This is a genomic window from Lysinibacillus sp. 1 U-2021, assembly GCF_029916965.1.
Lineage (GTDB): Bacteria > Bacillota > Bacilli > Bacillales_A > Planococcaceae > Lysinibacillus > Lysinibacillus capsici.
In genome coordinates, this window is sequence record NZ_CP123966.1 from 41,298 (window position 1) to 63,335 (window position 22,038).

The window sequence follows — 22,038 nt, forward strand, 5'->3', positions numbered from 1 at the left end:
ACATGGCGAATACTCCATACAATGAGCAAAAAAATGTAGAGGAAAAGAAGTTTATTGAAATTTTAGGAGACACGGTTTCTGGTAATCAATTAATTATTTCAATTATTTTAAGCGTTGCCGCAAGCTTTTTAGGCTATCAGTTTGGCCAGTGGGTTTTTCCGAAGTTTGCAGACCCTCAAATGATTAACTCCTATTCATTGTTAACAGGAATCACGGGTATTCTGATTGTTGTTGCTATTAATACGATTCTTTTTAAACCAAAACGTATTTTAGTAGAAGATGAAGCATCTAGTCATTCTTTAAAGGAAGCATTTGAGGATTTACAGATTGATATAGACGAGGAAATACGCTTAATCGAGGAAGATACGGTGACAAAAAAGGAGCTTGAGGATTTTGGTATTCTTTCTAGCTTACAAGGCTTGAAAGGAGCGGATAAAAAATGAGTATTTATGTAATAGCTCTTTTATTTGCACTTCTTGGTGCAGCTATCTTTACTGTCATTGGTCTTATCTCAGGTACAGATGAAACAGCAATTATGGTACCCATTACATTGTTAGTTATTTTGCTGGGAGCGCCTCCTGAAGGGGTATTCGCCTTTTTCATGGCGGGCGTGTTAGCTAAGCATTTAACACATGCTGTCCCAACTGCGTTATTAGGCATTCCAGGGGATACAACGGCTGTACCGTTGATCGACCATGCCAATACATTACGCCGTTTAGGCATGCCACATGTTGCACTACGTAAAATGATTTCTGGCGGTGTTATCGGTGCATTTATCGCCCTACCAACCGCTGTATTGTTAGGTCAGTTTTTAGGTCAATTTGCCGACTTTTTTAAATCTTCATCAGGCATCATTTTTACACTTGCCGCAATTTTAATCGCATTCTTTTCAAAAGGAAAATGGGCAAGTATTTTAATCATTATTCCATTTGCATTTTTCATTAAAGCTTTAGATAGCGTTAGCTTCGCGATGCTGGATAAACATTTAAGTATTACATTCTTTTTAGGAATTGCGATTGGACCGATGTTTTGTAATATTTTAATGGCGGCTTCTTCTGTTGCTAAAAATGATCTAGCACGCAGTAAGCCAAATCAATATAATCTTGCTCCTGAAACGAAATCATGGAAAGGCTATTTCCCGAATCCATTTAAAATTTTATCGAAAAGGCAGACCATTTTTACGAGCATTACAACGTTTCTTTCCTCCCTTACATTTGTCTTCAGTCCTGTCGGGATGACGTCATTGATGGGAGAAATTGTAGGCTCACGTACAAAAGGTGCCTATAAAAAATCAACAACGAGTCTTACTGTCATGAATGGTGTAACGGAATCGACATATATAGCTGAAGCGATTATTCCATTAATTGCATTCGGTATTCCGTTAAGCCCAGTAGCACTTGGACCAGCATCACCTTTATTTAATGCACCACCTATTTTTACAGTAGATCCAGTTAACAACTTACACACGCTAATGTCTTCATGGGACTTTTTCATTTTTGGGTTAATCGGTATTAGTGTAGCCGCTTTAATTGCTTATCCATTTGCGATGAATTATGCCCGTAAAGCATCTGTATTAGTATTGAAATATATTAGCCAGGAAGCAATCGTAGCGATGTTCATCGGTTTAGCATTTTTGCTTGCCTATAACGAGGCACAATTGCTAGGAGTAGTGTTAACATTTACAGTCGCAACTGTTGGTGGTTTATTAAATCGTATTTTAGGTGTAGGGGCCGGTGTGCAATTCATGGTATTCTACGCATCAAGCTGGATTATGCTACAGCTGTTCGGCATTTAATTAAAGGAAGTGTATCTTTATGACTTTACCAAAACAAGTGGAAATAAGAGAAGTAGGTCCGCGTGACGGCTTACAAAATGAGAAAATTTTTATTCCAACTGATTTGAAAGTGCAATGGATTAATTTAATAAGTGAAACAGGTGTCCGCCATATCGAAGTATCCTCTTTTGTTAGTCCCAAGTGGATACCAGCTTTAGCCGATCATCATGAGGTGTTTGAGCAAATCGCACGTCATGAAAACATAACGTATACAGCTCTTGTGCCTAATTTGAAAGGGGTAGAAGGAGCCATTCAACAAAAGGTTGATGAAATTGCTTTATTTATTTCTGCTTCTGAGGAGCATAATCAAAGTAATGTAAACGCTTCAATTAACCAATCTTTACAGAACTTAAAAGCTGTAGCTGAAGCAGCAAATCGTGAAGGTATATCGTTAAGAGGCTATATTTCAACTGTATTTGGCAGTCCGTTTGGTGATGAAGTAAAGCTTCAAACAGTGAAGGAAATCATTGATGCCTATCTAGCAATGGGCGTTTCTGAAATTTCACTAGGTGATACAATTGGGGTAGCGGATCCTGTACAAGTAAAGGCTATTTTATCAGAGCTGCTCACTCAATACGATCGTGATTTGTTTGCCCTTCATTTTCATGATACGTATGGACGTGCTTTAGCAAATATATTTGCAGCACTTGAGCAGGGGATTACAAAATACGACAGTGCTATTGGAGGTTTAGGGGGATGCCCCTATGCCCCTGGTGCAAGCGGCAATGTGTCAACGAATGATTTAGTAAATTTCCTGCACCGTTTAGGCGTGCAAACGAATATTGATGAAGAAAAACTATTTACCGCTACGCGATTTTTACAGCAGGCAATTGATAGACAGCTTGATAGTAAAGTATATAAAGTGCAAAGTAATTAAGTAAAAGAGCCCTTTATAGTTAGAATTAAAATGAGAACTGCCCCACCAATTGTTAGACACACTCTACCAATTGGTGGGGCAGTCTTTTTACTGAGGAAAAATAGTTTTATGCCAATTAATCAGCATACTACCTTTGAATTCAATAGGTGATCCCCCCCTAAATATGATCAATATACTTCAAACACTTTGCCAGCAGTTGGGTACGATTGGTTACTTGAAACTTTCTATATAGGTTTTGAAGATGTTTTTTGATTGTATTTTCACTGACGAATAATTGCTTGGCGATATCTATGTTTTTCAAGCCTTTGAATACAAACTTTAAAACTTCTCGTTCTCGATCTGTCATTTCCAACACGATGGAGGGCTGTGAAAAGTGATGTAAGGAATACATGTTTTCGATATTTCTTTTCAAATACACTAACTTTAAAATATCTTTGTCATTAAATAGCTTCTCTCCGGTTTTCCTTAAAAAGCCAATAACGGCTACGAGCCTATTGTCTATTCTTAAATACATGGCCATTTCATCTTCATAGCGATTTTCTTTCAAAAATACTTCTTTATAGTGGGTTTGTTTTTGCAGGCACATCACTTCATTCCTACTCATTAGCTGAATGGAAGGCTGTGTATTTATATTTTGGGGGTGCAATGGATCAAAGTTTTTATATCTTTGTAAATAGTCATTAATCGTGTGACTCTCTATATTAAAAAGCACAGGGGCGGTTAGCTCATTATTTGCTATTTCCCAAAATAACATATGGTGATAGCCGAGATGCTGACTAATTGTTTGCAATAGTTCATGTTTAAAACATTCATTGCTTTGTTTCACATTCATATTTGAAATATGATAGCTTGCTTTAAGAATGTTTTCTAAATCATTTTCTAAAAACATGAAAACACCTCATTTCTCTATTATGCATTTATATTCTACTTAAAACAGAATTATCCTTTCGGGTAATATCTTAAATTTAGAATATTCAGTACATTATAGTTGCAAGATTACTACTATACGAGGTGATAATATGAATTTACAAGAGTATGCATCCTATGACGGTATTGGGTTGGCAGAGCTAGTAAAATCAAAGGAGGTAACACCACAGGAGTTAAAGGAGCTAGCGTTAGAAGGAATAAAAAAAGTCAATCCATCCATTAATGCAGTTGTTAGTGTGTTAGAAGAGCAGGCTGATAAGGCCATTGAGAAGGTTGATGAAAATGCGCCGTTTGCAGGTGTTCCGTTTTTAATTAAGGAGCTTGTGTTACATGCAGAGGGTGTTCCGCATAGTATGGGGAGTCGTATTGGAGAAAATACGGTTATACCCGTCGATAGTGAATTAATGGCGCGCTTTAGAAGGGCTGGCTTGATTTTAGCAGGTACTACGACAACACCTGAGTTTGGCTATAATGCAGCGACTGAAGCAGTTATTTATGGTGCAACGCGCAATCCGTGGAATTTAAATCATAGTCCAGGCGGTTCGAGTGGTGGGTCAGCAGCGGCTGTTGCAAGTGGTATTGTGCCAATCGCTCATGCCAATGATGGTGGAGGTTCTATTCGTATCCCCGCTTCCTGTAGTGGGTTAGTGGGATTAAAACCTACACGTGGAAGAGTTCCAGCTGGTCCATTCAATAGCGAGCCTTTAAATGGTATTGCCATTGAGTTCGCTGTGACTCGTACAATTCGTGATACAGCTGTTTTATTGGATCAAGTAGCAGGCCCTGACTTAGGGAGCTATTCCAAATTAGAAGTAACACATGCACCGTATGGACAACTTATCCAGGAAACAGTGCGCCCGCTAAAAATTGCTTGGACAACTGAAACAAATTCTGGGGCATTTGTCGATCCGGAATGTATAGAAGCGGTTCATAAAACAGTTCAAGTATTAAAAGAACTAGGACACGAGGTAGTAGAGGCGCGTCCGAAATATGAACAAGCATCATTCACAAAGGCGACGGTCGATATTTGGACAGCGAATATTTATCAAATGATTAAGGGGGCTGCAGCAGGCACTGGTAAAGCAGTTTCTCCAGACTATATTGAAGCAGCCATTTGGAAATGCTATGAATATGGTGGTCAATTAAAGGCGGCTGATTTATTGGAAGCTATTCATACAAATGCGGTCGTTTCACGTCAAGTAGCAGGCTTCTTTGAAGACTATGATATTTTATTAAGTCCAACTATTGGTACACTTCCTGCTAAAATTGGTGAATTAAATGCCAACAATCCTAACGTTTCAGCTGTTGAATGGACAGAGCAAATTTTCACGTATGCACCGTTTACAAATTTATTCAATGCTACAGGTCAGCCCTCCATATCATTGCCTTTAGCCGAAAGTAAATCAGGTCTACCAATTGGTCTACAAATGACAGGTAAATTTGCAGATGAATTGACGTTATTACAGCTAGGTAGACAGCTAGAGGAAGCCATGCCTTGGAAAGACCGTCAACCAGCAGTACATGTCAGTGAACAGCCTCAGCCAGCGGTATAATCTAGCATGAACGCACTTAGTGTAGACTGGGTGCGTTTTCTTTCTGTCGTAATTTTAAAGCTTCCTCAAAAGCAGGTTTTATCCTGGCCTCGAACTCATATACATACAATAAAAGCTAATAGGAGTAGTGATTATTGGACAAACAACAACATAAGTACAGATGGATTGTGTTTGTTGCTGTATTGTTTACCTATTTGTTAATGGCAAGTCAGCGAACTGCTCCAGGGTTAATTACAGATCAATTGATGGAGGATTTTGGGGTAACGGCATCGACAATTGGGTTATTGACGAGTATTCAATTTTTTGTGTACACGAGTTTGCAAATTCCAATGGGGATTTTAGCTGACCGATTTGGGCCAAACGTTTTCCTCATCATTGGTGCCACCCTAACAGGTATAGGAACCATTCTTTACAGTCTAGGTACACATGAATTCATTCTATTCTTTTCTAGAATACTTACTGGTATAGGAGATGCCACCATATGGGTGAATATGGTGCTTATTTTGGCACAATGGTTTCATAAAAAGGAGTTTGTCCGATTAATTGGCTTTGCAGGTATGACAGGGAGCTTAGGTTTCTTATTGGCAACGGTGCCTTTTGCTACATTGATTCTTTTATTAGGTTGGCGAATCACCTTTTTCTCTACAGGACTTTTACTATGCTTATGTGGTGTACTTCTTTATTTTGTGCTTGTACAAAACACAAAACGCATTTTTTCAAAGGAATCTGTAAGCATAACTAAAGAAATAAAACGTGAAAAAAGCTCCATATTATTACGAAGAATATTTTCAAGCAGGCAAGCGTGGGCTTTATTTTTTTGTCATTTTGGCGTTGTGGGCGGGTATGTTGGCTTTATTAGCTCGTGGGCAGTACCATATGGGATCAATATGTATGAGATGTCACGGTCAGAGGCTAGTCAGTTAATTATGATTGGTCTAGTCGGAGCGCTTTTAGGAGCACCTTTAATGAGCTGGATTGCTGGCTGGTTAGGTACAATTAAGAGACCCTATATTGTTGTGCATATTGCGGTTTTAGCTAGTTGGTTTGCCTTTCTTTTATTGAAAGGGCATCCGTCCATTTTCATGCTCATTGTCTTGTTCTTTATCATTGGCTTTGGCTATGGTGCAAGTGCCTTAACCTTTGCGGCAGTTCGTCAAACTTTCCCTTTAAATGAATCAGGCATTGTTTCTGGATTTGCCAATACTGGGGGCTTTCTAAGTGCCGCATTGCTGCCCATTATTTTTGGGTTTATTTTAGATTACTTTCAAGCTGCCACAGGCAATGTAAGTGATGGATACTACTATGGCTTCATTTCGCCAGTCATATTTTCTATCATTGGCTTGATTGGAGTAATGATGTTTAAGGAAAAGCTTTTAAAGGTGATGGATTAAGCCATGCTATAAAATATGAGTATAAAGGGATACCTGCAATAGAGGTATTCCCTTTTTAACGTTGAACGTATTATCCCATATATACACTGGCACAAGTATCTGGAGCAGGTTCATAAAAGCAATGATTCTTAAATTGTCCTGTAAACGGCTGACCATACCATGTTGGGGGACATGGTGCATATGGATTGAAGTACCAGAGTGCGTATTTTGCTGGATGTTCACGCCAGAAATCTAAGTTTTGTTTCGCCAATCTTTTTTCCGTTTCTCTCGCTCGTTGGTAAAACATATTGCCTTTTTGAACAGCTTCGAAAGAATAATTTCCGCCTTGTACCTGGTAAATAACCTGCTCAATTGTTCTTACATCATTGAAATCTAAACAGGATGCCACAGCACGATTCACAATGACATTGCCCACGTAAAGCATACCTTGTTGACCTTCACCCTCTGCTTCTGCTCTCATCATCCTTGCCATTAAAGCAACGTCTGCATCACGGTATTTTACTCTTGGCATTTTTCCACCTCCACCTTATAGTATGAAAAAGAACAAGGCTAGTTTCACTTTATCTTGAAATTCGTTTTTTTTGTATATCACTCCATAAAAAACACCATCTTTACTGTTCAACAGCAAGATGGTGTTTTTCATTAAAAATTATTTTTGAAGTATGGCGTTTTTTTCAGTACAACACATACTGGGATGGCGATAACTAAGCCTACGATGTTTTGAATGACGTCCCCAGGAATGGATGCCAGCGGGGCAATCCAGCTGTTGAACATAATGGCTTGCCCAACATAGTAAACAGCAATCATCACAGGCATTGATACTACTGCTCCTAAAATATTCAGCCCAAGATTATCACCTTTATGTCCTTTTGACCAAGCAATTTTACCGACAATGAAGCCTTGTAATGCGCGTGAAATAATGGTTGTGGGTGCCCAAATTAACCAGCCACCTACGATATCGAATAAACCCATTCCAATAGCTCCAGCAAGTGCTCCTTTTTTAGGCCCGAATAAAATAGCGGAGATAAACAGCATAGATGTTCCTAAGTGGATAAGGCCCCCTTGCCCAATCGGTAGCTTCAGATTGATAAACATCGTAGCAACAAAAACAAGTGCTGCTAAAATCGCTGTAATGACTAAATCAAATGTTTTTGTGCGTGATTTTGTATAGGATGTTGGCCTTTGTATATTTTGCATTTGTCTCTTCCTCACTATGATGAATATTTTGATGATTTTTACTTTAACAAAGGACTGACTATTGTAAAAGTGTCAATTTTATAAAAAAGTTAAGGGTCAGTTTGAGGTTATTTTCGCATCTTTCGAATTGTGATACGATGGGGAGAGTAAAAGCAGGATGAGTTAGGTGGAATGTATGATGAAAAAAGTTGCTGTAATTCAAGATATGTCGTCCTTTGGAAAGTGCTCATTGACGGCTGCGATGCCTGTACTCTCTGTGATGGGTGTGCAAGCAGTCCCATTACCAACAGCTATTTTAACGGCACAAACAGGATATTCAAGCTTTTATTGTGAAGATTTAACGTCAAAGATGGACTCTTTTATAGATGAGTGGAGTAAGCTTGGAGCTACCTTTGAAGGGATTCATACAGGCTTTGTTACAGGTAAGGAGCAAATCGATAATATATTTCGCTTTTTAGACGTGTTTCACTCAAATAAGACGACGTTGCTTGTCGATCCAGTAATGGGTGATCATGGTGAGGTCTATAAAATGTTTACTGGTGAATTGCTTGATCGTATGAAAGCGTTAGTAAAGTGTGCTGATATTATTACGCCAAATGTCACGGAATGTTGCTTGCTTACAGGTTTATCCTATGAAAGGCTACTGAGCTATCCAAATGATACTGATTATATTCATGCCCTTAAAGAGGCAGGTCAGCAGTTACAGCAAGCAACTGGAGCAAACGTCATTATTACGGGTTTGAATCCACCAGTAGGTGATACGGACAAGCGTTATGTTGGGAATATGTTTGTCGATTCTGAGCGGTCTTTTCATAGTATCCGCAACTATAATGGTGAGAGCTATTCAGGCACGGGCGACCTCTTCGCATCCATCATAATGGGTGGCATGATGCGCGGACAAGATTTAATGGCGTCAATGACACTAGCAGAAACATTTTTAGCTGCTGCAATTGAAGCTACTTCGAAGGAGCAAGTACCTCGTGAGGCAGGCGTGCATTTTGAAAAGTTTTTACGTATGCTACTTTAGAAGATGCAATTAACTTGGAATATTCTCTGTATCAATTTGATTTTTTATGAATTGATCCGTAAAAAATTTTAAGTGTTGATAATCATGAAAAAATTAAATAGAAAGGCGTGAAGGCTATTATTGCTTACACGTCTTTTTTCTTTAAAGGGAATTTTCAGCAAATAATTCTGTTAAAAGACTTGAATAAATTAGTGAAAAATAACTGGAAATTATGTTTGATTTCATTAACAATTAGTAAAATTAGAACAAATTTATGGTACTATAATGGAAATAAAATAATGAGTGTAGGGAGTGTAATTTATTGAAGGAAATAAAAGATTTACAAATAAATACGATAATTGATAACCATCAACTTTGTGAAATTTTTAAATGTTCTCCACAGGGTGGCATGAGAAGATCACACCGAACAAATACCTTAGTGTTAATATCAGATCGAACAAAATTATATGATGACAGGACTGTAAATGAAATTTATCACTATACTGGCATGGGACAAAAGGGCAATCAGCATTTAAAGTCACAAAATAAGACATTAGCTGAATCCAAATCAAATGGTATAACAGTTCATTATTTTGAAGTTATGACAAAGGGGAAATATACATATCGAGGTGAGGTAGTTCTCGCTGCCGATCCGTACACTGATCTTCAGAAAGATGTTGATGGACGAATGCGTAATGTTTGGGTATTTCCTTTGAAAAAGGCTGATAATTTACTTTAATAGAACCAGATCGAGAGAGGGTTTTTTATGAAAAAGGTAGAGGCTATTTGGTTAGCAGGAGCAATATTAACATATGAAAAATTTATCGAAAAAGAGAATGTTAAAAGTGAAGATTTGTATTTTAAGCAGAGTGAAATTGTTAAAAAAGCGGAGGAATTAAACAAAGATATAATTCCTCCTGCATTGGCATCATCTCACTGTGTAGCAAATGCTACTGGTTCTATTTATAACTATCTAGTGGCAGGAGATTTTAATGATTCGATTAAGCGAAGACTATCTTATTACGGAGAATTTAATAACCAAAAAGAACGCCCTGCATTAAATAGAGAAATAACCGTAACGACCATAATGGGTCAGAAAAAAATTGCTGAATTATATGATTTCATTGAAGGAAAGTTTACTCATTTCATTTTAACAAACCTAATAATTGAGGAGGATTCCCCAAAAATGAGTCAATGCAATATCAATACCATCCTGTACGGTCCACCAGGAACAGGGAAAACTTATAATACGGTGAACTACGCGGTTAGTATTATTGAGAATAAAGAATTTATGGCGATTTGCGCAGAAGCGTATCAAGATGTTTTTGAACGTTATCTTACGTATAAAAAGCAAGGTCAGATTCGATTTGTTACTTTTCATCAATCATATGGATATGAAGAGTTTATCGAGGGAATTAAGCCTGTTTTAAACGATGAAGCAGAAGAGAGCATTCAATATAAAATTGAATCAGGCGTGTTTAAAGAATTTTGTGAGCAAGCGCAGCAATTAAAATTAACTGCTCATGATCAGGTGATGGAAGGAAATAAAAAAGTTTGGAAGATTTCTTTAGGAGGCAGTGGCAAGAATTGGCTGAAAGAAGAATGCTTTAAGGACAATCAAATTCGTATAGGCTGGGATGAGGAAGGTACTGATTTTATTGAGGATGGGGAATATCCTTCAGATACCTTGTACTATTTCTATGAGGGAATGAGTGTTGGCGATATCGTCTTTTCTTTAGGAGATCAAAAGCATATTGATGCAATTGGCATTATTACAGGAGAGCCTGAATGGTTAGAGGCAGAGGAAGATTTTAAAAGAAGTCGTGAAGTAGAGTGGATTGCCACGGATATCTATGAAAATATTTATGAGCTAAATGGCAAAACGAACTTAGTTCAGCAAACCATTTATGAGCTTTGGCGACTATCAATCAATGATGTGAATAATTTAATTTTAAAATACTCGCAAAATGATCAAATCGATGTGGAAGAAAATACTAATAACTATGTCTTTATTATCGATGAAATTAATCGAGGCAATATATCGAAGATTTTTGGTGAACTTATTACATTAATTGAACCGACAAAACGAATTGGAGCACTAGAAGAAATGCATGTGAAGCTTCCATATTCTAAAAAGGATTTTGGTGTCCCTCAAAATGTCTATTTGCTGGGAACGATGAATACAGCAGATCGTTCCATTGCACTGATGGATACAGCACTTAGAAGACGCTTTGACTTTATTGAAATGCTGCCAAATTTGAATGCAGTAGCTGATATAAAAGTTGGGCATATTCATATTCAACGTCTAATGGAAGTTATGAACGCTCGTATTGAAGCACTGTATGATCGTGAACATACTATTGGTCATGCCTATTTTATGAGCTTAAAAGAAGACAGTTCATTAGAAAATCTAGCTAATATTTTTAAGAATGCGATTATTCCACTTCTCCAAGAATATTTTTATGAAGATTATAGTAAGATTCAGTTAGTGTTAGGAGATCATTTAAAACCCCAGCAATATCGATTTATTTTGGATGAGAAATTAAGTGTAAAAGGATTATTTGGTCGAGCCATTGATATAGACCTCCCAGAAACGAAATTCCATCTTCAAGCAAGTGCATTCGAGGAACCATTAAGCTATATCGGCATATATGGAAGGGTCGAGAATGAAGAAGTTAATTGAAATAAAGGAATACGATATCCTGACATGCAATAAAGCTTTTAAAGATGAGTATGTTTACTTAGACAATGATTCTTTCGAGCAGCTTGAAAATATGATTTTGGACTGTAATGATATGGAAGATGTGGATGCATACGATTTTTTCTCTGTTTCCACAAAGCGGCATGTTGGTAAGGTCATTCGTGCAAAAAATTATGTTGGTATTGTGCAATTGAAAAATGGTACACAAATTCAAATTTTGCCAAAAATATATGGAAAAACAGCCATTGACCCTAAAAAAACATTTTTGAAAATGCTTAAGTCGTTACAAGAATTTCCTAGCAAAACCTTTAATGAGACTAGTCTTCGTACAGATCATATGACGTTATTGGAAATTTTCAGTCGATTGTACATTGAAGAAGTACAAAAATTGATTAAAAAAGGACTTAAATCATCGTATTATGCGATGGAGGATAACTTAAATGTATACAAAGGAAAAATGGTATTCTCACAGCAATTAAAATATAACCTTGTTCATCGACAACGTTTCTATACACGCTATGATGAGTTTGGAATGAATCGAGCGGAAAATCGGCTAATCAAGGCTACATTGCTTTATTTGTTGAAACAATCTACTAGCAATGACAATATAAATGAAATTCGTAAGCAACTCATACACTTTGAACTCATTGAGCAATCAAAAAACTACAGTAAGGATTTTTCCCAGGTAAAGATTGATCGTAACTCAAAAGATTATGAAACGATTATGCAATGGTCTAAAATTTTTTTAAATAATGAAAGCTTTACAACTTTTTCAGGACATTCATTTGCTAAAGCCTTATTATTTCCAATGGAAAAAGTTTTTGAGTCTTATATTGGCTTTCATCTGAAAAAGCTACTAAGTGATACAGCGTGGCAGGTACAATTACAGGATAAAGGCTATCATTTATTTCAAGGGAAATTTGCATTACGACCAGATATTGTATTAACAAATGGCACTGGCAACATTATTTTAGATACAAAATGGAAAATGCTAAGTAACACGCCACACAATAACTATGGCATTTCACAGGCAGATATGTATCAAATGTATGCGTATGCTAAAAAATATCACGCTAAAGAAATATGGCTCCTTTATCCATTGAATACGGAAGTTGAACAAATGAAAGAAATTTATTTTAACACAAATGAAGGGGATCAAAGTGCCGAAGTGAGGGTGTTTTTTGTCGACTGTCATCATGTAGAGAACAGTTTGGAGAAATTAGTAAAGAAGTTTACTCTAGCAACGCAATAGTAAACATAAGAGTAGATATGCTATCAGGGGGGAATCTATGGGAGCTAGAGTTGAGAATAAACGTCATCTATATGCAATAGGGGTAATAAGTTTACTAGTGTCAGCCATTTTAACGTCTATTAGCCAAGTGTATTACTCGAACCGTGTACAAGCAGTGCATCCATTTCTCTTCACCGGTATTAGTTTTTTTCTTACGACTGTCTTCTTTCAATTAATCACAAGTAAGCAAAAGATAGAGCCCTGCTGGAAAGAGGCACGATCATCTTTATGGAAGTTAAACGGTGCTTCCATATTAGCCTTTATGGGGTTTTACTTTGCATTAAAATATATTGAGCCAGCGATAGTGAGCTCTCTTGAAATGGGACTAGGCCCATTGTTTGCATTGCTACTTGCGATACAGCAGAAAAAACGAGTGATAAATGCACAGTGGGGTCTTGCAATTGGCATATTTGCAGCTAGTTTATTACTGATTGGTGCTATTTTTACAGGGAAATCGGCTGTACAAACATGGGACCAATCAAGTATTTTAGGAGTCGGGGCAAGCATATTGTGTGGACTTGGTGCAGTATTATGTACAGTCTATTCTAAGCAGCTCAGTCAATTAGGATGGACAAGCTCGATGATTTTATCAAAAAGATTTTATGGTATCATTTTGCTTTCATTTATCGCTACATATGATGTCATGTTTACTTATTTGCTTGAAAACATTGGTTGGATTTTATTGATGACAGTCATCGGTGTGTTAATACCAATGTATTTATTACAGAAGGGTATTCAATATTGTGAAGTATTTCTAGTCATGATGTCATTGTGCTTTATTCCTGTATTCACCTTCTTTTTTCAGCTATTCGATACAAGGCTACAATGGTCAAATATTACATTAATAGGTGTCTTATTACTGTTATTGTTTGGAATTTTAAGTGTAGTTCTAGAACAAAGAGATCGTAGCGTTTCTTAATAAAATTTTTCCATGACAAAGTTGCTATACTGAAAAATCCAGAGCCAGTTTTGATGGGCATAAAATCAAAATGGCTCTATTTGATTTCTTTAATTGTACCTTTCAAATTCTTTTCTCCTAAAAGCCCTTCCATCCTATTAAAGTGATGCCTCTCATGAATAGCCAACAATTGAATAGCTTGAATGAGATTAGGATAATGCGCAATGGGATCAGGAAAAACAATGTGCCCTGCAACATCCTCGTCTATATTTTGTACTAACTTTTGCAAAGCAAGTGTCTCGTTGATAAGTAATTGGTCGATATCATAACTGTTTAATACAAAGCGTATTTTCTTAGGTGGAACTAAAATACCTGGTGCTCGCATTCCTTGTCCTTTTTTGGATTGATATTCTTCATAAATATCATGTATTTCAGTAGAGAATGGCTTGTTTCTTCGCATTTTAGCGATAGGCGTGAGGAATAAAGAATATTTGGTTGCTGTGTGGAGCATTTTGAGAATCAAATAAAGGTGATAAAAGTGTTCACCAATGGACCATTTTCCCTCGCGTGTTACTTGCCATAGTTCTTCCTGTGAAAGTGAATGAAAAGCTGGTAGATAGTGTGCTCGTTGTGCCTGTAACGTAAGAAAATGTTTTGACATATTAGTAGATTTCATAGATTTTTAGCTCCTTTATTTCCATTTTAAGGATTACTGCTGGAAAAGTACATCAAATGCCAATCGTTATGGCCGATAAAGAGGAAAAGTATGATAGGAGGAAAAGGCATGGAAATTAGACAATTAACAGCTGCAGATGCTGAGGTATATAGAGATTTAAGATTAGAGGGATTGCAAACAAATCCAGAAGCTTTTGGCGCTAGCTTCGAGGAAGAAAAGGATTTGTCACTTGAGTCGTTTGCAAGTAGGCTCGAAGGACAGGGAACATTTACATTTGGGGCATTTGACCAGGAGGATTTACTCGGTGTGGCGACATTGGTGCACGCAAATAAAATGAAGCTAAAGCATAAAGCGAGTATTTTTGCCGTTTATGTTTCTTCAAAAAAACGGGGATTGGGCATAGGAAAACAACTAATGGTAGAGATCATCAATCAAGCAAAAACACTCGTAGACGTCGAGCAAATTAATTTAACAGTTGTTTCTTCCAATGAATCAGCAAAAGGATTATACACATCGTTAGGTTTTCACGTTTTTGGAACAGAACGAAACGCCTTAAAAATAGGGCAGCAATATTTTGATGAGGATTATATGGTGCTGTATTTCTAAAAATGCTAAAAAGCCTTTGAAGTTCCATCTTCAAAGGCTTCAATTTATTAGGATGAGTAGCAATGGAACAATGGAATTAAAGCAAGGAATAAAAGAATCCCCGTAATAAAAAGAATAAGTAAAGAGCTAACAATGCCCACTTTTTTTATAAGTAACCATAGACTTAGCAAGATAGTAAGGACCGATAATGGGAGTGCCAGCCAAAATCCAAGATTCCCCAAGTATTCAATCATAATGGGGAATGAATGGTGAAAGTAATTGTAGGGAATATCTAGCATGAGTAAAATGGTCAATATAAGCTCCATAAAATCCCCCCATCTACATAATTGTTCTTACATATATGGTATGCAGAGGCATCTTTAAGTCACACGGCAGCATCCTTTAAAAAGGATGCTGCCGTAAATTTTTTGTAGACCTATGAATTTTCCCTTTTATCTAACAACTTCAAGATGATCGCTTCCAAATTTTCTATTTTCTTTTCAAAACGCATAAAGAGATAGATGGTAATGGCAATAGGGAAACCTGAATTGCCTATTAGGTGAACCCACATTTGTATAGTTTCAACTGGTATCATAACATCTTCCCCCCTCATTATTATGATGCTTACAGTTATTAAAAGTGAACGTACGATTAATAAAATCAATATGAATGAATAAGTAAGGGAACATTTGTTCTGTTTTTTGGTTTATAATAGATATATGATATTCACTTTAATGAACAAGAAGGCCAATATATAGGAGTGATGCGAATGTGTAATGAGTACAAAATAATAGAAGAGTTTTTTTACAGAAATAGAGAACAGGTTAAAAATCCAATTATCAGAAGTTTTTTGGCAGATGCACAAAATCTTTATTTGGTACAACATGCAATCTTATATCCCAATGATTGTAATTTGAAAATGGTTGATGAAACATTTCAAGCTCATTATCAAAGGGTACAGAAAATAAAGTATATCAGCAATTTAATTTATTTCTTTAGCCTGGATTTCGATAAAAAAAAGAGAAGATTGCAAAATCGCTTTTTATTAGTCGCAGATAGTGGCCTAATGGACGACGGTATAAGAGACGAAGATAGCGGAGAAGAAGGATTATTAGAAAAAATTGAAAATGAACAGCTCTTTAAAGGCTTACAAAAATTAACAGACAAGCAACTTCAAATTTTAGAAATGATTTATGTCAAAGACTATTCTATAAAAGTAATCGCTGAGACATTTCAAACAACACCACAGAACATATCCAATCTTCATCGAAAGGCTTTAAAGAAGCTTCATCATCAAAATATTAGAAAGGAGGAGATTTAGTCAATGCAGGACAATATGAATGAGGAGATGCTAATAATTATTGAAAATTTTACGCCAAAAATTAAGCAGTGTCTTCATCAAACAAGTTACCAGGATAGAGAAGACTTAGAGCAGGAGATTAAGCTGAAAATTATTGAAAAGCTGACAACGAAGGAATTTGAAAACACACCTAGTTTTTGGAATTTTTTTGTATGATAAAAAAAGAGCAATGCCCTTTTAAGAAGGACAATTGCTCTTTTTAATCATTAACCCTTTAAGAAATCTGGTTTCGCAAAGCTTGGATTTGGATATGTGTAGAAGCCTTCACCTGTTGCGCGGCCCAATTTGCCTTTTTCGATGTACTCTGTTTTTAAGAGGTTAGCTAATTTTTTCATGTTTTCATCACCAGTGGCAGTTGCTTTTGCTTCTACAATGTTATAGGCAGTGTTAATGCCAACGATGTCTAGAATAGCAAATGGTCCTAGTGGAGCGCCTGTACCAATCATCCATGTTTTATCGATTGTTTCTGGATCGGCCACTTCTTTTACAAGTAAAGATTCAGCTGCATCTAAAAACGGAACGAGTAATGAGTTTAAAATATAGCCAGGTTGCTCTTTATGCAATGGTAGTGGTACCATGCCAATGGCGCGTGCAAATTCAATCACTTCATCAAATACTTTCATATCTGTACCAGGGTGTTTCATAATTTCCGCAGTATTGTTTTTCCAAATTGTATTAGCAAAGTGAAGAGCTAAAAATTTATCAGGACGGCCAGTTGCTTCAGCAAATTGGCTTGGTAATAAAGTAGACGAGTTTGTTGCAAAAATTGTTTTTGCTGGTGCTACTTTTCCAAGATTCGTGTAAAATTCTGTTTTGATGCTCACAACTTCAGGGATTGCTTCTATAACAAGATCAGCATTGGCAACGGCTTGCGCCAAGTCACTATTAAATGTAAGACGTGCATAGGCTGCATCCACTTCTTCTTGTGTAGCACCTAAATCTTGTTGATAGAATGGTTTTAATTTTGTAATACGATCCTGTGCATTTTTTAACGCCTCATCGTTAATGTCATACACTGTTACATTAAAACCTTTGAAAGCAGATTGATAAGCAATTTGACTCCCTAATACACCGCTACCTGCAACTGTAATGTTTTGATAATTCATCGAAATTCCTCCTTTGAAATTGTTACATTAATATAATAGTGTGGATATGTAGATAATCCTTCATTACAATTCCATACTACTTCTACCTACGAATAAAAATCAAATGAAAGCCTCTAATATTATATAAATATAAAGTTATCTGAAAGAAGTTTCTTTCCAAGTATGTACCCACTGTTAAAGAAATATAACAAAGAACAGCCTTTAAGCTGCCCTTATTTAAGAGATATAGCTAATTACATATGTAATTGTTGTAGATAGCATTATGTAATTTGTTCTTCTGTTAAACTAGTTTCAAACTCAAAAGTAAAAATAGGAAAATTATAATGTGTTAATAATAGGACTTTTATATAATTATTGTATAATTCCCATATTTTTATAGATTTATAAACTGTTGTTTTAGTACACTGAATCTATGAATCGAAGGGGGAAAAACAGTGAAGAAAATAATGTTAGCTGGTGCACTGAGTATTGCATGTTTTACAGGAGGGTTTGGTGGACAGGCGTATGCACAGGATGTAGTGAATGTGGCAAATATAATTCATCCAAAACAGAATGTGGTAGCCACTAATCAGTTACAAGCCATGCCCTATCAAGATATTTATAAAATGCTTTTGTTATCTAAAATAGGCTTTGAAAATAACGAAGTGTCGATTGTTACAACAAAAAATAGTATTACAGTCAAAATTTCATTAGAGGCGATTCTTCAATCGTACAAAGATGGTACAAACCTCTATCCAGAGGGAGAAAAAGAGTTTAAGGAAAACTATGAAGAACTGAAGAAGTTATTTGGTCAGGCGATTCAAATAAAAATTACACAAACTAGTAATGGCTATAAAAGTGAAGTATATACTGCTGGCAAATGGGAAGCAGTTAGTGCAGAGGATTTAAATGATATGGTACAGGTATTTGCTCGTGCCGACGTTGAGTTAAAATCAGGTGGATATTTCAAGGATGCTATTGGTCATTGGGCTGAAAGCTATATTCAGTTACTGTATCAAACAGATATCATTAATGGAACAACGGCTACTACGTTTAATCCAAATGGACAAGTGACGCGTGGAGAACTGGCGGCTATTATTTTCCGTGCATCTGGCTTAAATGTGAATGATGATTATGAGGGCCCTGCTTCTTATACGGATCTTAATGGTTTCTGGGGTGCTAAGGAAGTAGCGATTCTTGAAGAGTATGGCTTAATCGACATTTTCAATGGTGAAAAATTTGAGCCGAAAAAGCCCGTTACACGAGAGGAAATGGCCTATATTACTGCTAGATATTTAGAAGGTATGGAAGTGGATGTTGCGCAAGTGAGCAAAAACAATTCATTCACAGATAAAAATCAAATGCGTCAAGAAACAGTAGATGCTATTGGTCTATTGCAACATCTAGGTATTTTAAATGGTTCGAATGGTAAGTTTAACCCAAAAGGTAATCTTACTCGGGCAGAGGTTTCTAAAATTTTAACGCTTACTTTAATGCTAGTTAGTGAAGAAGAATAAAAGAGGAAAGGGATGTCTCTTGTGTGGAGACATCCCTTTGTTATTCAACAAGTATATGGAAAATATAGCTTAGGAAATAGCCTAGAAATAGATACATAAAGAATGCTTTAAATGAGACTTTCTGTAGCTGATGCAAAATGAATTCAGAAATACTAGCTGTAGCAATCAATCCTATCGAAATGCCCATTAAGATCCCTTGTGCTTTTTCAGGTAAGGCCCAATACTGACCAAACCAGATGAAAATACTAAAGAAAATGGAGAAGATGAAGAAATAAATGAAAAGTCTCCAAAGCCTTTCACCTTGAGAGATGAGTGCAGTAGATAGAGCAAATCCCTCTGGAACATGGTGAAGAATAATGGAGGCTGTGAGAGAAATACTTAATGCAGCATTTCCAAGTAAATTTCCGACAGTGAGACTAATAGGGATTGTATGGATAATCATAGCAAGTGTTAATAGAGAGACAGAGGGATTTTGTGCATGAGAAGCATGAAATAAGGTATCTAGTAGTTGAAAGATAAAATACCCAATAAAAATACCTAATATAATCCCAAATGATTGATAGATTTGAAAGGAAGAAGGAATGATATCTAGCACAAGTAAGCCTACTAAAAAACCTCCGCACAATAATGATAATCCCTGTGTCGTATGCTGAAATAGCTTAGAGAAAATCCAGGCAATCGCGCCCCCAATGCTCACACTGAAAAATAGAAAACCACCAAGTATCATTGCACTCACCTGTAAAATTCCTCCGCCCTATCATCAACTTAATGTCTTTTCAAACTATATGCTAAGTAGAAATGAATATGCTTGACATTGATTTGCCTGTATAAAAACGATAATGACAAAGATGTGCATACTGCAGGTTAGCGAAGCAAAGAATAGAGTTGAAAATCTAATGCTTGTTGTGATGGTACTATGCTAAGGGAGTGTTGTCGTGAAGGCTGTAACCTATCAGGGAATTAAAGATATCCAAGTTAAAATGTATAGTAGAGAATCCAACTATAAAAAGAAGGACATATTATTGTGAAAATCACTTCTACTGCTATTCGTGGAACTGATTTGCATATTTACCAAGGCGCTATTCCTTCACTTAAGGATTATGTAATAGGTAGGAGCAGATGTGACAAAAGTGAAAAAGGGTGACCGTGTCATCTTGCCATTTAATGTATCGTGTGGAGGTTATAATAATGCCATCGACAGAAATCATTACACTTTATTGCCATTAGAAGAAGCAAGTAAAGCCTATGGTGATTCTAAAACCTTAAATCGAGTGAGCATGCTCCTTTTTTTGTGGAAAAATAGGGAATGGTTTAAATTGACTGAATATTGGTTTAATTCTATACTTTTTAATAGAAAGGACAGATTCATCGATTTAGCTCATATAGGGAGGAATGGTTGAATGAAATGGGATGCTAGTTATGATGTAGTAGTAGTAGGCTCTGGTGCAGCGGGATTGACAGCAGGTTTAACAGCAAAGTTACAAGGAATGAAATCATTAGTGATCGAAAAAACAGATCGCTATGGTGGTGCTTCTGCTATTTCAGGCGGTGCCTTATGGATTCCTAATAATCATATCATTAAAGGTGCAGGTGTCCCAGATACACATGAACTTGCACGCCAATATCTAGATTCAACAATCGGTGATCGTGTGCCAGAAGAGCTAAAGGAAGCCTATATTACGAGAGGGCCTGAAATGTTACGCTTTTTATACAATAAAACAAAGCATATGCGCTTCCAATATGCAAAAGGCTACTCGGATTATTATCCAGAAAAACCAGGTGGCTTGTCACAGGGACGCTCCATTGAACCACTTATTTTCGATTTAACAAAAATGGGCTCTTTAGCAAATTCTATGCGTCGTGCAACTCTATCAACAAAAGGCTTCACGATGAATAGCTACGAGTTTCATAAGGTGAATATGATTACCCGGACGCTAAAAGGTAAAACTACTGCACTGAAATTAGGGGCGCGTTTAGTCAAGTCAAAGGTGACTAAGAGCGATCCGGTAGCATTAGGAGAAGCTTTAATTGCACGTTTACGCCTCTCCCTTGCAGAAGCAAATGGTGAGCTTTGGCTATCAACGGCCTTTAAAGATTTCATTATGGGCAAAGGAAGAGTAATTGGAATTATTGTGGAACGAGATGGACAAGAGCTTAGAATTGAGGCGAAGAAAGGTGTTGTTCTGTCATCAGGTGGCTTCTCACATAATCAGACACTTCGTGAAAAGTATTTACCAAGTCCTACGAATGCTGCATGGACTTCTTCTCCAGAAGGTCAAACAGGTGACATCCTTGAACCTGGCGTAAAAATTGGTGCAATGTTGGATTTAATGGATAAAGTATGGGGAGCACCTTCTGTTATTGATCCACAAGGACATCCATTCTTCCTAGTGGCAGATCGTGGCGTGCCCAATATGATTGTAGTGGATAGTGCGGGGCAACGTTTTGTTAATGAAGCGGCTCCATATCATGAATTCGTGGATACGATGTATAAGCATCAAGAGGTCACAAAGCAGGCGATTCCTTCCTGGATATTAATTGATGCCTCAGCTAAAAGCCGTTATATTTTTACAGGATTGTTCCCAGGACAGGCATTCCCGAAAAGTTGGTTTGAGCATGGAGTCGCAAAAAGTGCTGAAACGATTGAAGAGCTTGCTAGACAAATGGATGTGCCAGTGAAGAGCCTAGTAGCGACGGTGAATCGTTTTAACGACTTTGTGCGGAACGGACATGATGATGATTTTTATCGAGGAGATAGTGCCTACGATAATTACTACGGTGACCCGACACTACCAAATCCAAATTTAGCAGAAATCAAGAAAGCACCCTTCTATGCATTGCGTCTTTATCCTGGAGACATCGGCACAAAAGGTGGCCTCGTAGTGGACGAATATGCTCGGGTAATAAAGGAGAATGGCGAACCCATTGAGGGGTTGTATGCTTCTGGCAATTGTTCAGCGTCTATCATGGGGGAAACGTATCCTGGCCCAGGCGCAACCATTGGGCCTGGTATGACACTAAGCTTTGTGGCGACAGCACATATGGCCAATGCAGTGACAAAGGCAGAGGTATCACTTGTAAACGTGTAAATGAAACGAAGCCCTTCCTTTCTAATAAGGAGGGGTTTTTACGTTGGTGTA

General features: G+C 37.0%; 22 protein-coding genes and 1 pseudogene. 16 read left to right on the forward strand and 7 right to left on the reverse strand.

Annotated elements, in window-relative coordinates; translation table 11 throughout:
• Positions 1–2 precede the first annotated feature (2 nt).
• From QH639_RS00185 to QH639_RS00195, 3 genes are read left to right on the forward strand one after another with little or no spacing between them, the layout of a single operon-like run.
• Positions 3–443 carry a hypothetical protein gene (locus QH639_RS00185; RefSeq protein ID WP_281115495.1) on the forward strand — a complete coding sequence of 147 codons (441 nt, stop codon included), beginning with the start codon at positions 3–5 and terminating at the stop codon, positions 441–443.
• Entirely contained in the window at positions 440–1,795 is a 1,356-nt protein-coding gene (locus QH639_RS00190) for a tripartite tricarboxylate transporter permease (RefSeq protein ID WP_066037148.1), read from the forward strand. The genes QH639_RS00185 and QH639_RS00190 overlap by 4 nt, the downstream gene beginning before the upstream one ends.
• Positions 1,796–1,814: 19 nt before the next feature.
• The gene (locus tag QH639_RS00195; protein WP_237898601.1) at positions 1,815–2,711 is read left to right on the forward strand and encodes a hydroxymethylglutaryl-CoA lyase; all 897 of its coding nucleotides are present in this window, start codon (positions 1,815–1,817) and stop codon (positions 2,709–2,711) included.
• Between the two features lie 157 nt (positions 2,712–2,868).
• Here the strand turns inward: QH639_RS00195 and QH639_RS00200 are convergent, their stop codons facing one another.
• Entirely contained in the window at positions 2,869–3,600 is a 732-nt protein-coding gene (locus QH639_RS00200; protein WP_281115496.1) for a helix-turn-helix transcriptional regulator, read from the reverse strand.
• 130 nt (positions 3,601–3,730) lie between these two features.
• Between QH639_RS00200 and QH639_RS00205 the strand changes: the two genes are divergently transcribed.
• Together QH639_RS00205 and QH639_RS00210 are read left to right on the forward strand one after the other, a co-directional pair.
• Positions 3,731–5,191, forward strand: coding sequence for an amidase (locus tag QH639_RS00205; RefSeq protein WP_281115497.1), 1,461 nt, complete (start codon positions 3,731–3,733; stop codon positions 5,189–5,191).
• A gap of 134 nt (positions 5,192–5,325) precedes the next feature.
• Positions 5,326–6,582: an MFS transporter gene (locus QH639_RS00210; RefSeq protein WP_131521184.1), complete on the forward strand. Its 1,257-nt coding sequence runs from the start codon at positions 5,326–5,328 to the stop codon at positions 6,580–6,582.
• Positions 6,583–6,652: 70 nt separating this feature from the next.
• Here the strand turns inward: QH639_RS00210 and QH639_RS00215 are convergent, their stop codons facing one another.
• Positions 6,653–7,093 carry a cell wall hydrolase gene (locus tag QH639_RS00215; protein WP_004228176.1) on the reverse strand — a complete coding sequence of 147 codons (441 nt, stop codon included), beginning with the start codon at positions 7,091–7,093 and terminating at the stop codon, positions 6,653–6,655.
• A 131-nt stretch (positions 7,094–7,224) separates the two neighbouring features.
• The gene (locus QH639_RS00220) at positions 7,225–7,779 is read right to left on the reverse strand and encodes an ECF transporter S component (protein WP_004228177.1); all 555 of its coding nucleotides are present in this window, start codon (positions 7,777–7,779) and stop codon (positions 7,225–7,227) included.
• Between the two features lie 178 nt (positions 7,780–7,957).
• Between QH639_RS00220 and QH639_RS00225 the strand changes: the two genes are divergently transcribed.
• The 5 genes from QH639_RS00225 (at position 7,958) to QH639_RS00245 (ending at position 13,696) form a co-directional block, all read left to right on the forward strand.
• A complete protein-coding gene (locus QH639_RS00225; protein WP_259420284.1) occupies positions 7,958–8,806 on the forward strand; it encodes a pyridoxamine kinase in 849 nt (282 codons plus the stop codon).
• A 301-nt stretch (positions 8,807–9,107) separates the two neighbouring features.
• The gene (locus tag QH639_RS00230) at positions 9,108–9,524 is read left to right on the forward strand and encodes an SRA domain-containing endonuclease (protein WP_259420283.1); all 417 of its coding nucleotides are present in this window, start codon (positions 9,108–9,110) and stop codon (positions 9,522–9,524) included.
• A gap of 27 nt (positions 9,525–9,551) precedes the next feature.
• Positions 9,552–11,468 (forward strand): McrB family protein, encoded by a 1,917-nt coding sequence (locus QH639_RS00235; protein WP_281115498.1) that lies wholly within the window; start codon positions 9,552–9,554, stop codon positions 11,466–11,468.
• Complete coding sequence (locus QH639_RS00240; RefSeq protein ID WP_281115499.1) at positions 11,452–12,738, forward strand: McrC family protein; 1,287 nt, start codon at positions 11,452–11,454, stop codon at positions 12,736–12,738. The genes QH639_RS00235 and QH639_RS00240 overlap by 17 nt, the downstream gene beginning before the upstream one ends.
• Positions 12,739–12,775: 37 nt before the next feature.
• Entirely contained in the window at positions 12,776–13,696 is a 921-nt protein-coding gene (locus QH639_RS00245) for a DMT family transporter (RefSeq protein ID WP_259420281.1), read from the forward strand.
• 76 nt (positions 13,697–13,772) lie between these two features.
• On the opposite strand, the gene QH639_RS00250 is transcribed toward QH639_RS00245, so the two are convergent.
• Positions 13,773–14,351, reverse strand: coding sequence for a DinB family protein (locus QH639_RS00250; protein WP_131521189.1), 579 nt, complete (start codon positions 14,349–14,351; stop codon positions 13,773–13,775).
• 108 nt (positions 14,352–14,459) lie between these two features.
• Here QH639_RS00250 and QH639_RS00255 point away from each other — a divergent pair, with 108 nt between their 5' ends.
• Entirely contained in the window at positions 14,460–14,957 is a 498-nt protein-coding gene (locus tag QH639_RS00255; protein WP_131521190.1) for a GNAT family N-acetyltransferase, read from the forward strand.
• A gap of 415 nt (positions 14,958–15,372) precedes the next feature.
• Here QH639_RS00255 and QH639_RS00260 read toward each other — a convergent pair whose 3' ends face one another.
• Positions 15,373–15,531 carry a YvrJ family protein gene (locus tag QH639_RS00260; RefSeq protein WP_131521192.1) on the reverse strand — a complete coding sequence of 53 codons (159 nt, stop codon included), beginning with the start codon at positions 15,529–15,531 and terminating at the stop codon, positions 15,373–15,375.
• Between the two features lie 174 nt (positions 15,532–15,705).
• Here QH639_RS00260 and QH639_RS00265 point away from each other — a divergent pair, with 174 nt between their 5' ends.
• Complete coding sequence (locus tag QH639_RS00265) at positions 15,706–16,257, forward strand: sigma-70 family RNA polymerase sigma factor (protein WP_131521193.1); 552 nt, start codon at positions 15,706–15,708, stop codon at positions 16,255–16,257.
• 3 nt (positions 16,258–16,260) lie between these two features.
• On the forward strand, positions 16,261–16,452 hold the full coding sequence (locus QH639_RS00270; RefSeq protein WP_131521194.1) for a hypothetical protein: 192 nt from the start codon (positions 16,261–16,263) through the stop codon (positions 16,450–16,452).
• Positions 16,453–16,502: 50 nt separating this feature from the next.
• On the opposite strand, the gene QH639_RS00275 is transcribed toward QH639_RS00270, so the two are convergent.
• Positions 16,503–17,402 carry a 3-hydroxyacyl-CoA dehydrogenase gene (locus QH639_RS00275; protein ID WP_054549488.1) on the reverse strand — a complete coding sequence of 300 codons (900 nt, stop codon included), beginning with the start codon at positions 17,400–17,402 and terminating at the stop codon, positions 16,503–16,505.
• Positions 17,403–17,836: 434 nt separating this feature from the next.
• On the opposite strand from QH639_RS00275, the gene QH639_RS00280 reads away from it, so the two are divergent.
• Complete coding sequence (locus tag QH639_RS00280) at positions 17,837–18,898, forward strand: S-layer homology domain-containing protein (protein WP_259420280.1); 1,062 nt, start codon at positions 17,837–17,839, stop codon at positions 18,896–18,898.
• A gap of 40 nt (positions 18,899–18,938) precedes the next feature.
• Here the strand turns inward: QH639_RS00280 and QH639_RS00285 are convergent, their stop codons facing one another.
• Positions 18,939–19,625, reverse strand: a complete 687-nt coding sequence (locus tag QH639_RS00285; protein ID WP_227744947.1) for a ZIP family metal transporter — start codon at positions 19,623–19,625, stop codon at positions 18,939–18,941.
• Positions 19,626–19,833: 208 nt separating this feature from the next.
• Between QH639_RS00285 and QH639_RS00290 the strand changes: the two are divergent.
• Positions 19,834–20,076, forward strand: a pseudogene (locus QH639_RS00290) (alcohol dehydrogenase catalytic domain-containing protein); the annotation flags it as partial.
• A gap of 222 nt (positions 20,077–20,298) precedes the next feature.
• Entirely contained in the window at positions 20,299–21,987 is a 1,689-nt protein-coding gene (locus QH639_RS00295) for an FAD-dependent oxidoreductase (protein WP_237898592.1), read from the forward strand.
• Positions 21,988–22,038: the final 51 nt, after the last annotated feature.

Coding starts and splice junctions, on each gene's coding strand:
- QH639_RS00275 (WP_054549488.1), bottom strand. CDS start 17,402: ATGAATTATCAAAACATTACAGTTGCAGGTAGCGGTGTATTAGGGAGT.
- QH639_RS00285 (WP_227744947.1), bottom strand. CDS start 19,625: ATGATACTTGGTGGTTTTCTATTTTTCAGTGTGAGCATTGGGGGCGCG.
- QH639_RS00205 (WP_281115497.1), top strand. CDS start 3,731: ATGAATTTACAAGAGTATGCATCCTATGACGGTATTGGGTTGGCAGAG.
- QH639_RS00245 (WP_259420281.1), top strand. CDS start 12,776: ATGGGAGCTAGAGTTGAGAATAAACGTCATCTATATGCAATAGGGGTA.
- QH639_RS00220 (WP_004228177.1), bottom strand. CDS start 7,779: ATGCAAAATATACAAAGGCCAACATCCTATACAAAATCACGCACAAAA.
- QH639_RS00225 (WP_259420284.1), top strand. CDS start 7,958: ATGAAAAAAGTTGCTGTAATTCAAGATATGTCGTCCTTTGGAAAGTGC.
- QH639_RS00195 (WP_237898601.1), top strand. CDS start 1,815: ATGACTTTACCAAAACAAGTGGAAATAAGAGAAGTAGGTCCGCGTGAC.
- QH639_RS00265 (WP_131521193.1), top strand. CDS start 15,706: ATGTGTAATGAGTACAAAATAATAGAAGAGTTTTTTTACAGAAATAGA.
- QH639_RS00260 (WP_131521192.1), bottom strand. CDS start 15,531: ATGATACCAGTTGAAACTATACAAATGTGGGTTCACCTAATAGGCAAT.
- QH639_RS00200 (WP_281115496.1), bottom strand. CDS start 3,600: ATGTTTTTAGAAAATGATTTAGAAAACATTCTTAAAGCAAGCTATCAT.
- QH639_RS00250 (WP_131521189.1), bottom strand. CDS start 14,351: ATGAAATCTACTAATATGTCAAAACATTTTCTTACGTTACAGGCACAA.
- QH639_RS00240 (WP_281115499.1), top strand. CDS start 11,452: ATGAAGAAGTTAATTGAAATAAAGGAATACGATATCCTGACATGCAAT.
- QH639_RS00295 (WP_237898592.1), top strand. CDS start 20,299: ATGAAATGGGATGCTAGTTATGATGTAGTAGTAGTAGGCTCTGGTGCA.
- QH639_RS00255 (WP_131521190.1), top strand. CDS start 14,460: ATGGAAATTAGACAATTAACAGCTGCAGATGCTGAGGTATATAGAGAT.
- QH639_RS00270 (WP_131521194.1), top strand. CDS start 16,261: ATGCAGGACAATATGAATGAGGAGATGCTAATAATTATTGAAAATTTT.
- QH639_RS00215 (WP_004228176.1), bottom strand. CDS start 7,093: ATGCCAAGAGTAAAATACCGTGATGCAGACGTTGCTTTAATGGCAAGG.
- QH639_RS00190 (WP_066037148.1), top strand. CDS start 440: ATGAGTATTTATGTAATAGCTCTTTTATTTGCACTTCTTGGTGCAGCT.
- QH639_RS00235 (WP_281115498.1), top strand. CDS start 9,552: ATGAAAAAGGTAGAGGCTATTTGGTTAGCAGGAGCAATATTAACATAT.
- QH639_RS00185 (WP_281115495.1), top strand. CDS start 3: ATGGCGAATACTCCATACAATGAGCAAAAAAATGTAGAGGAAAAGAAG.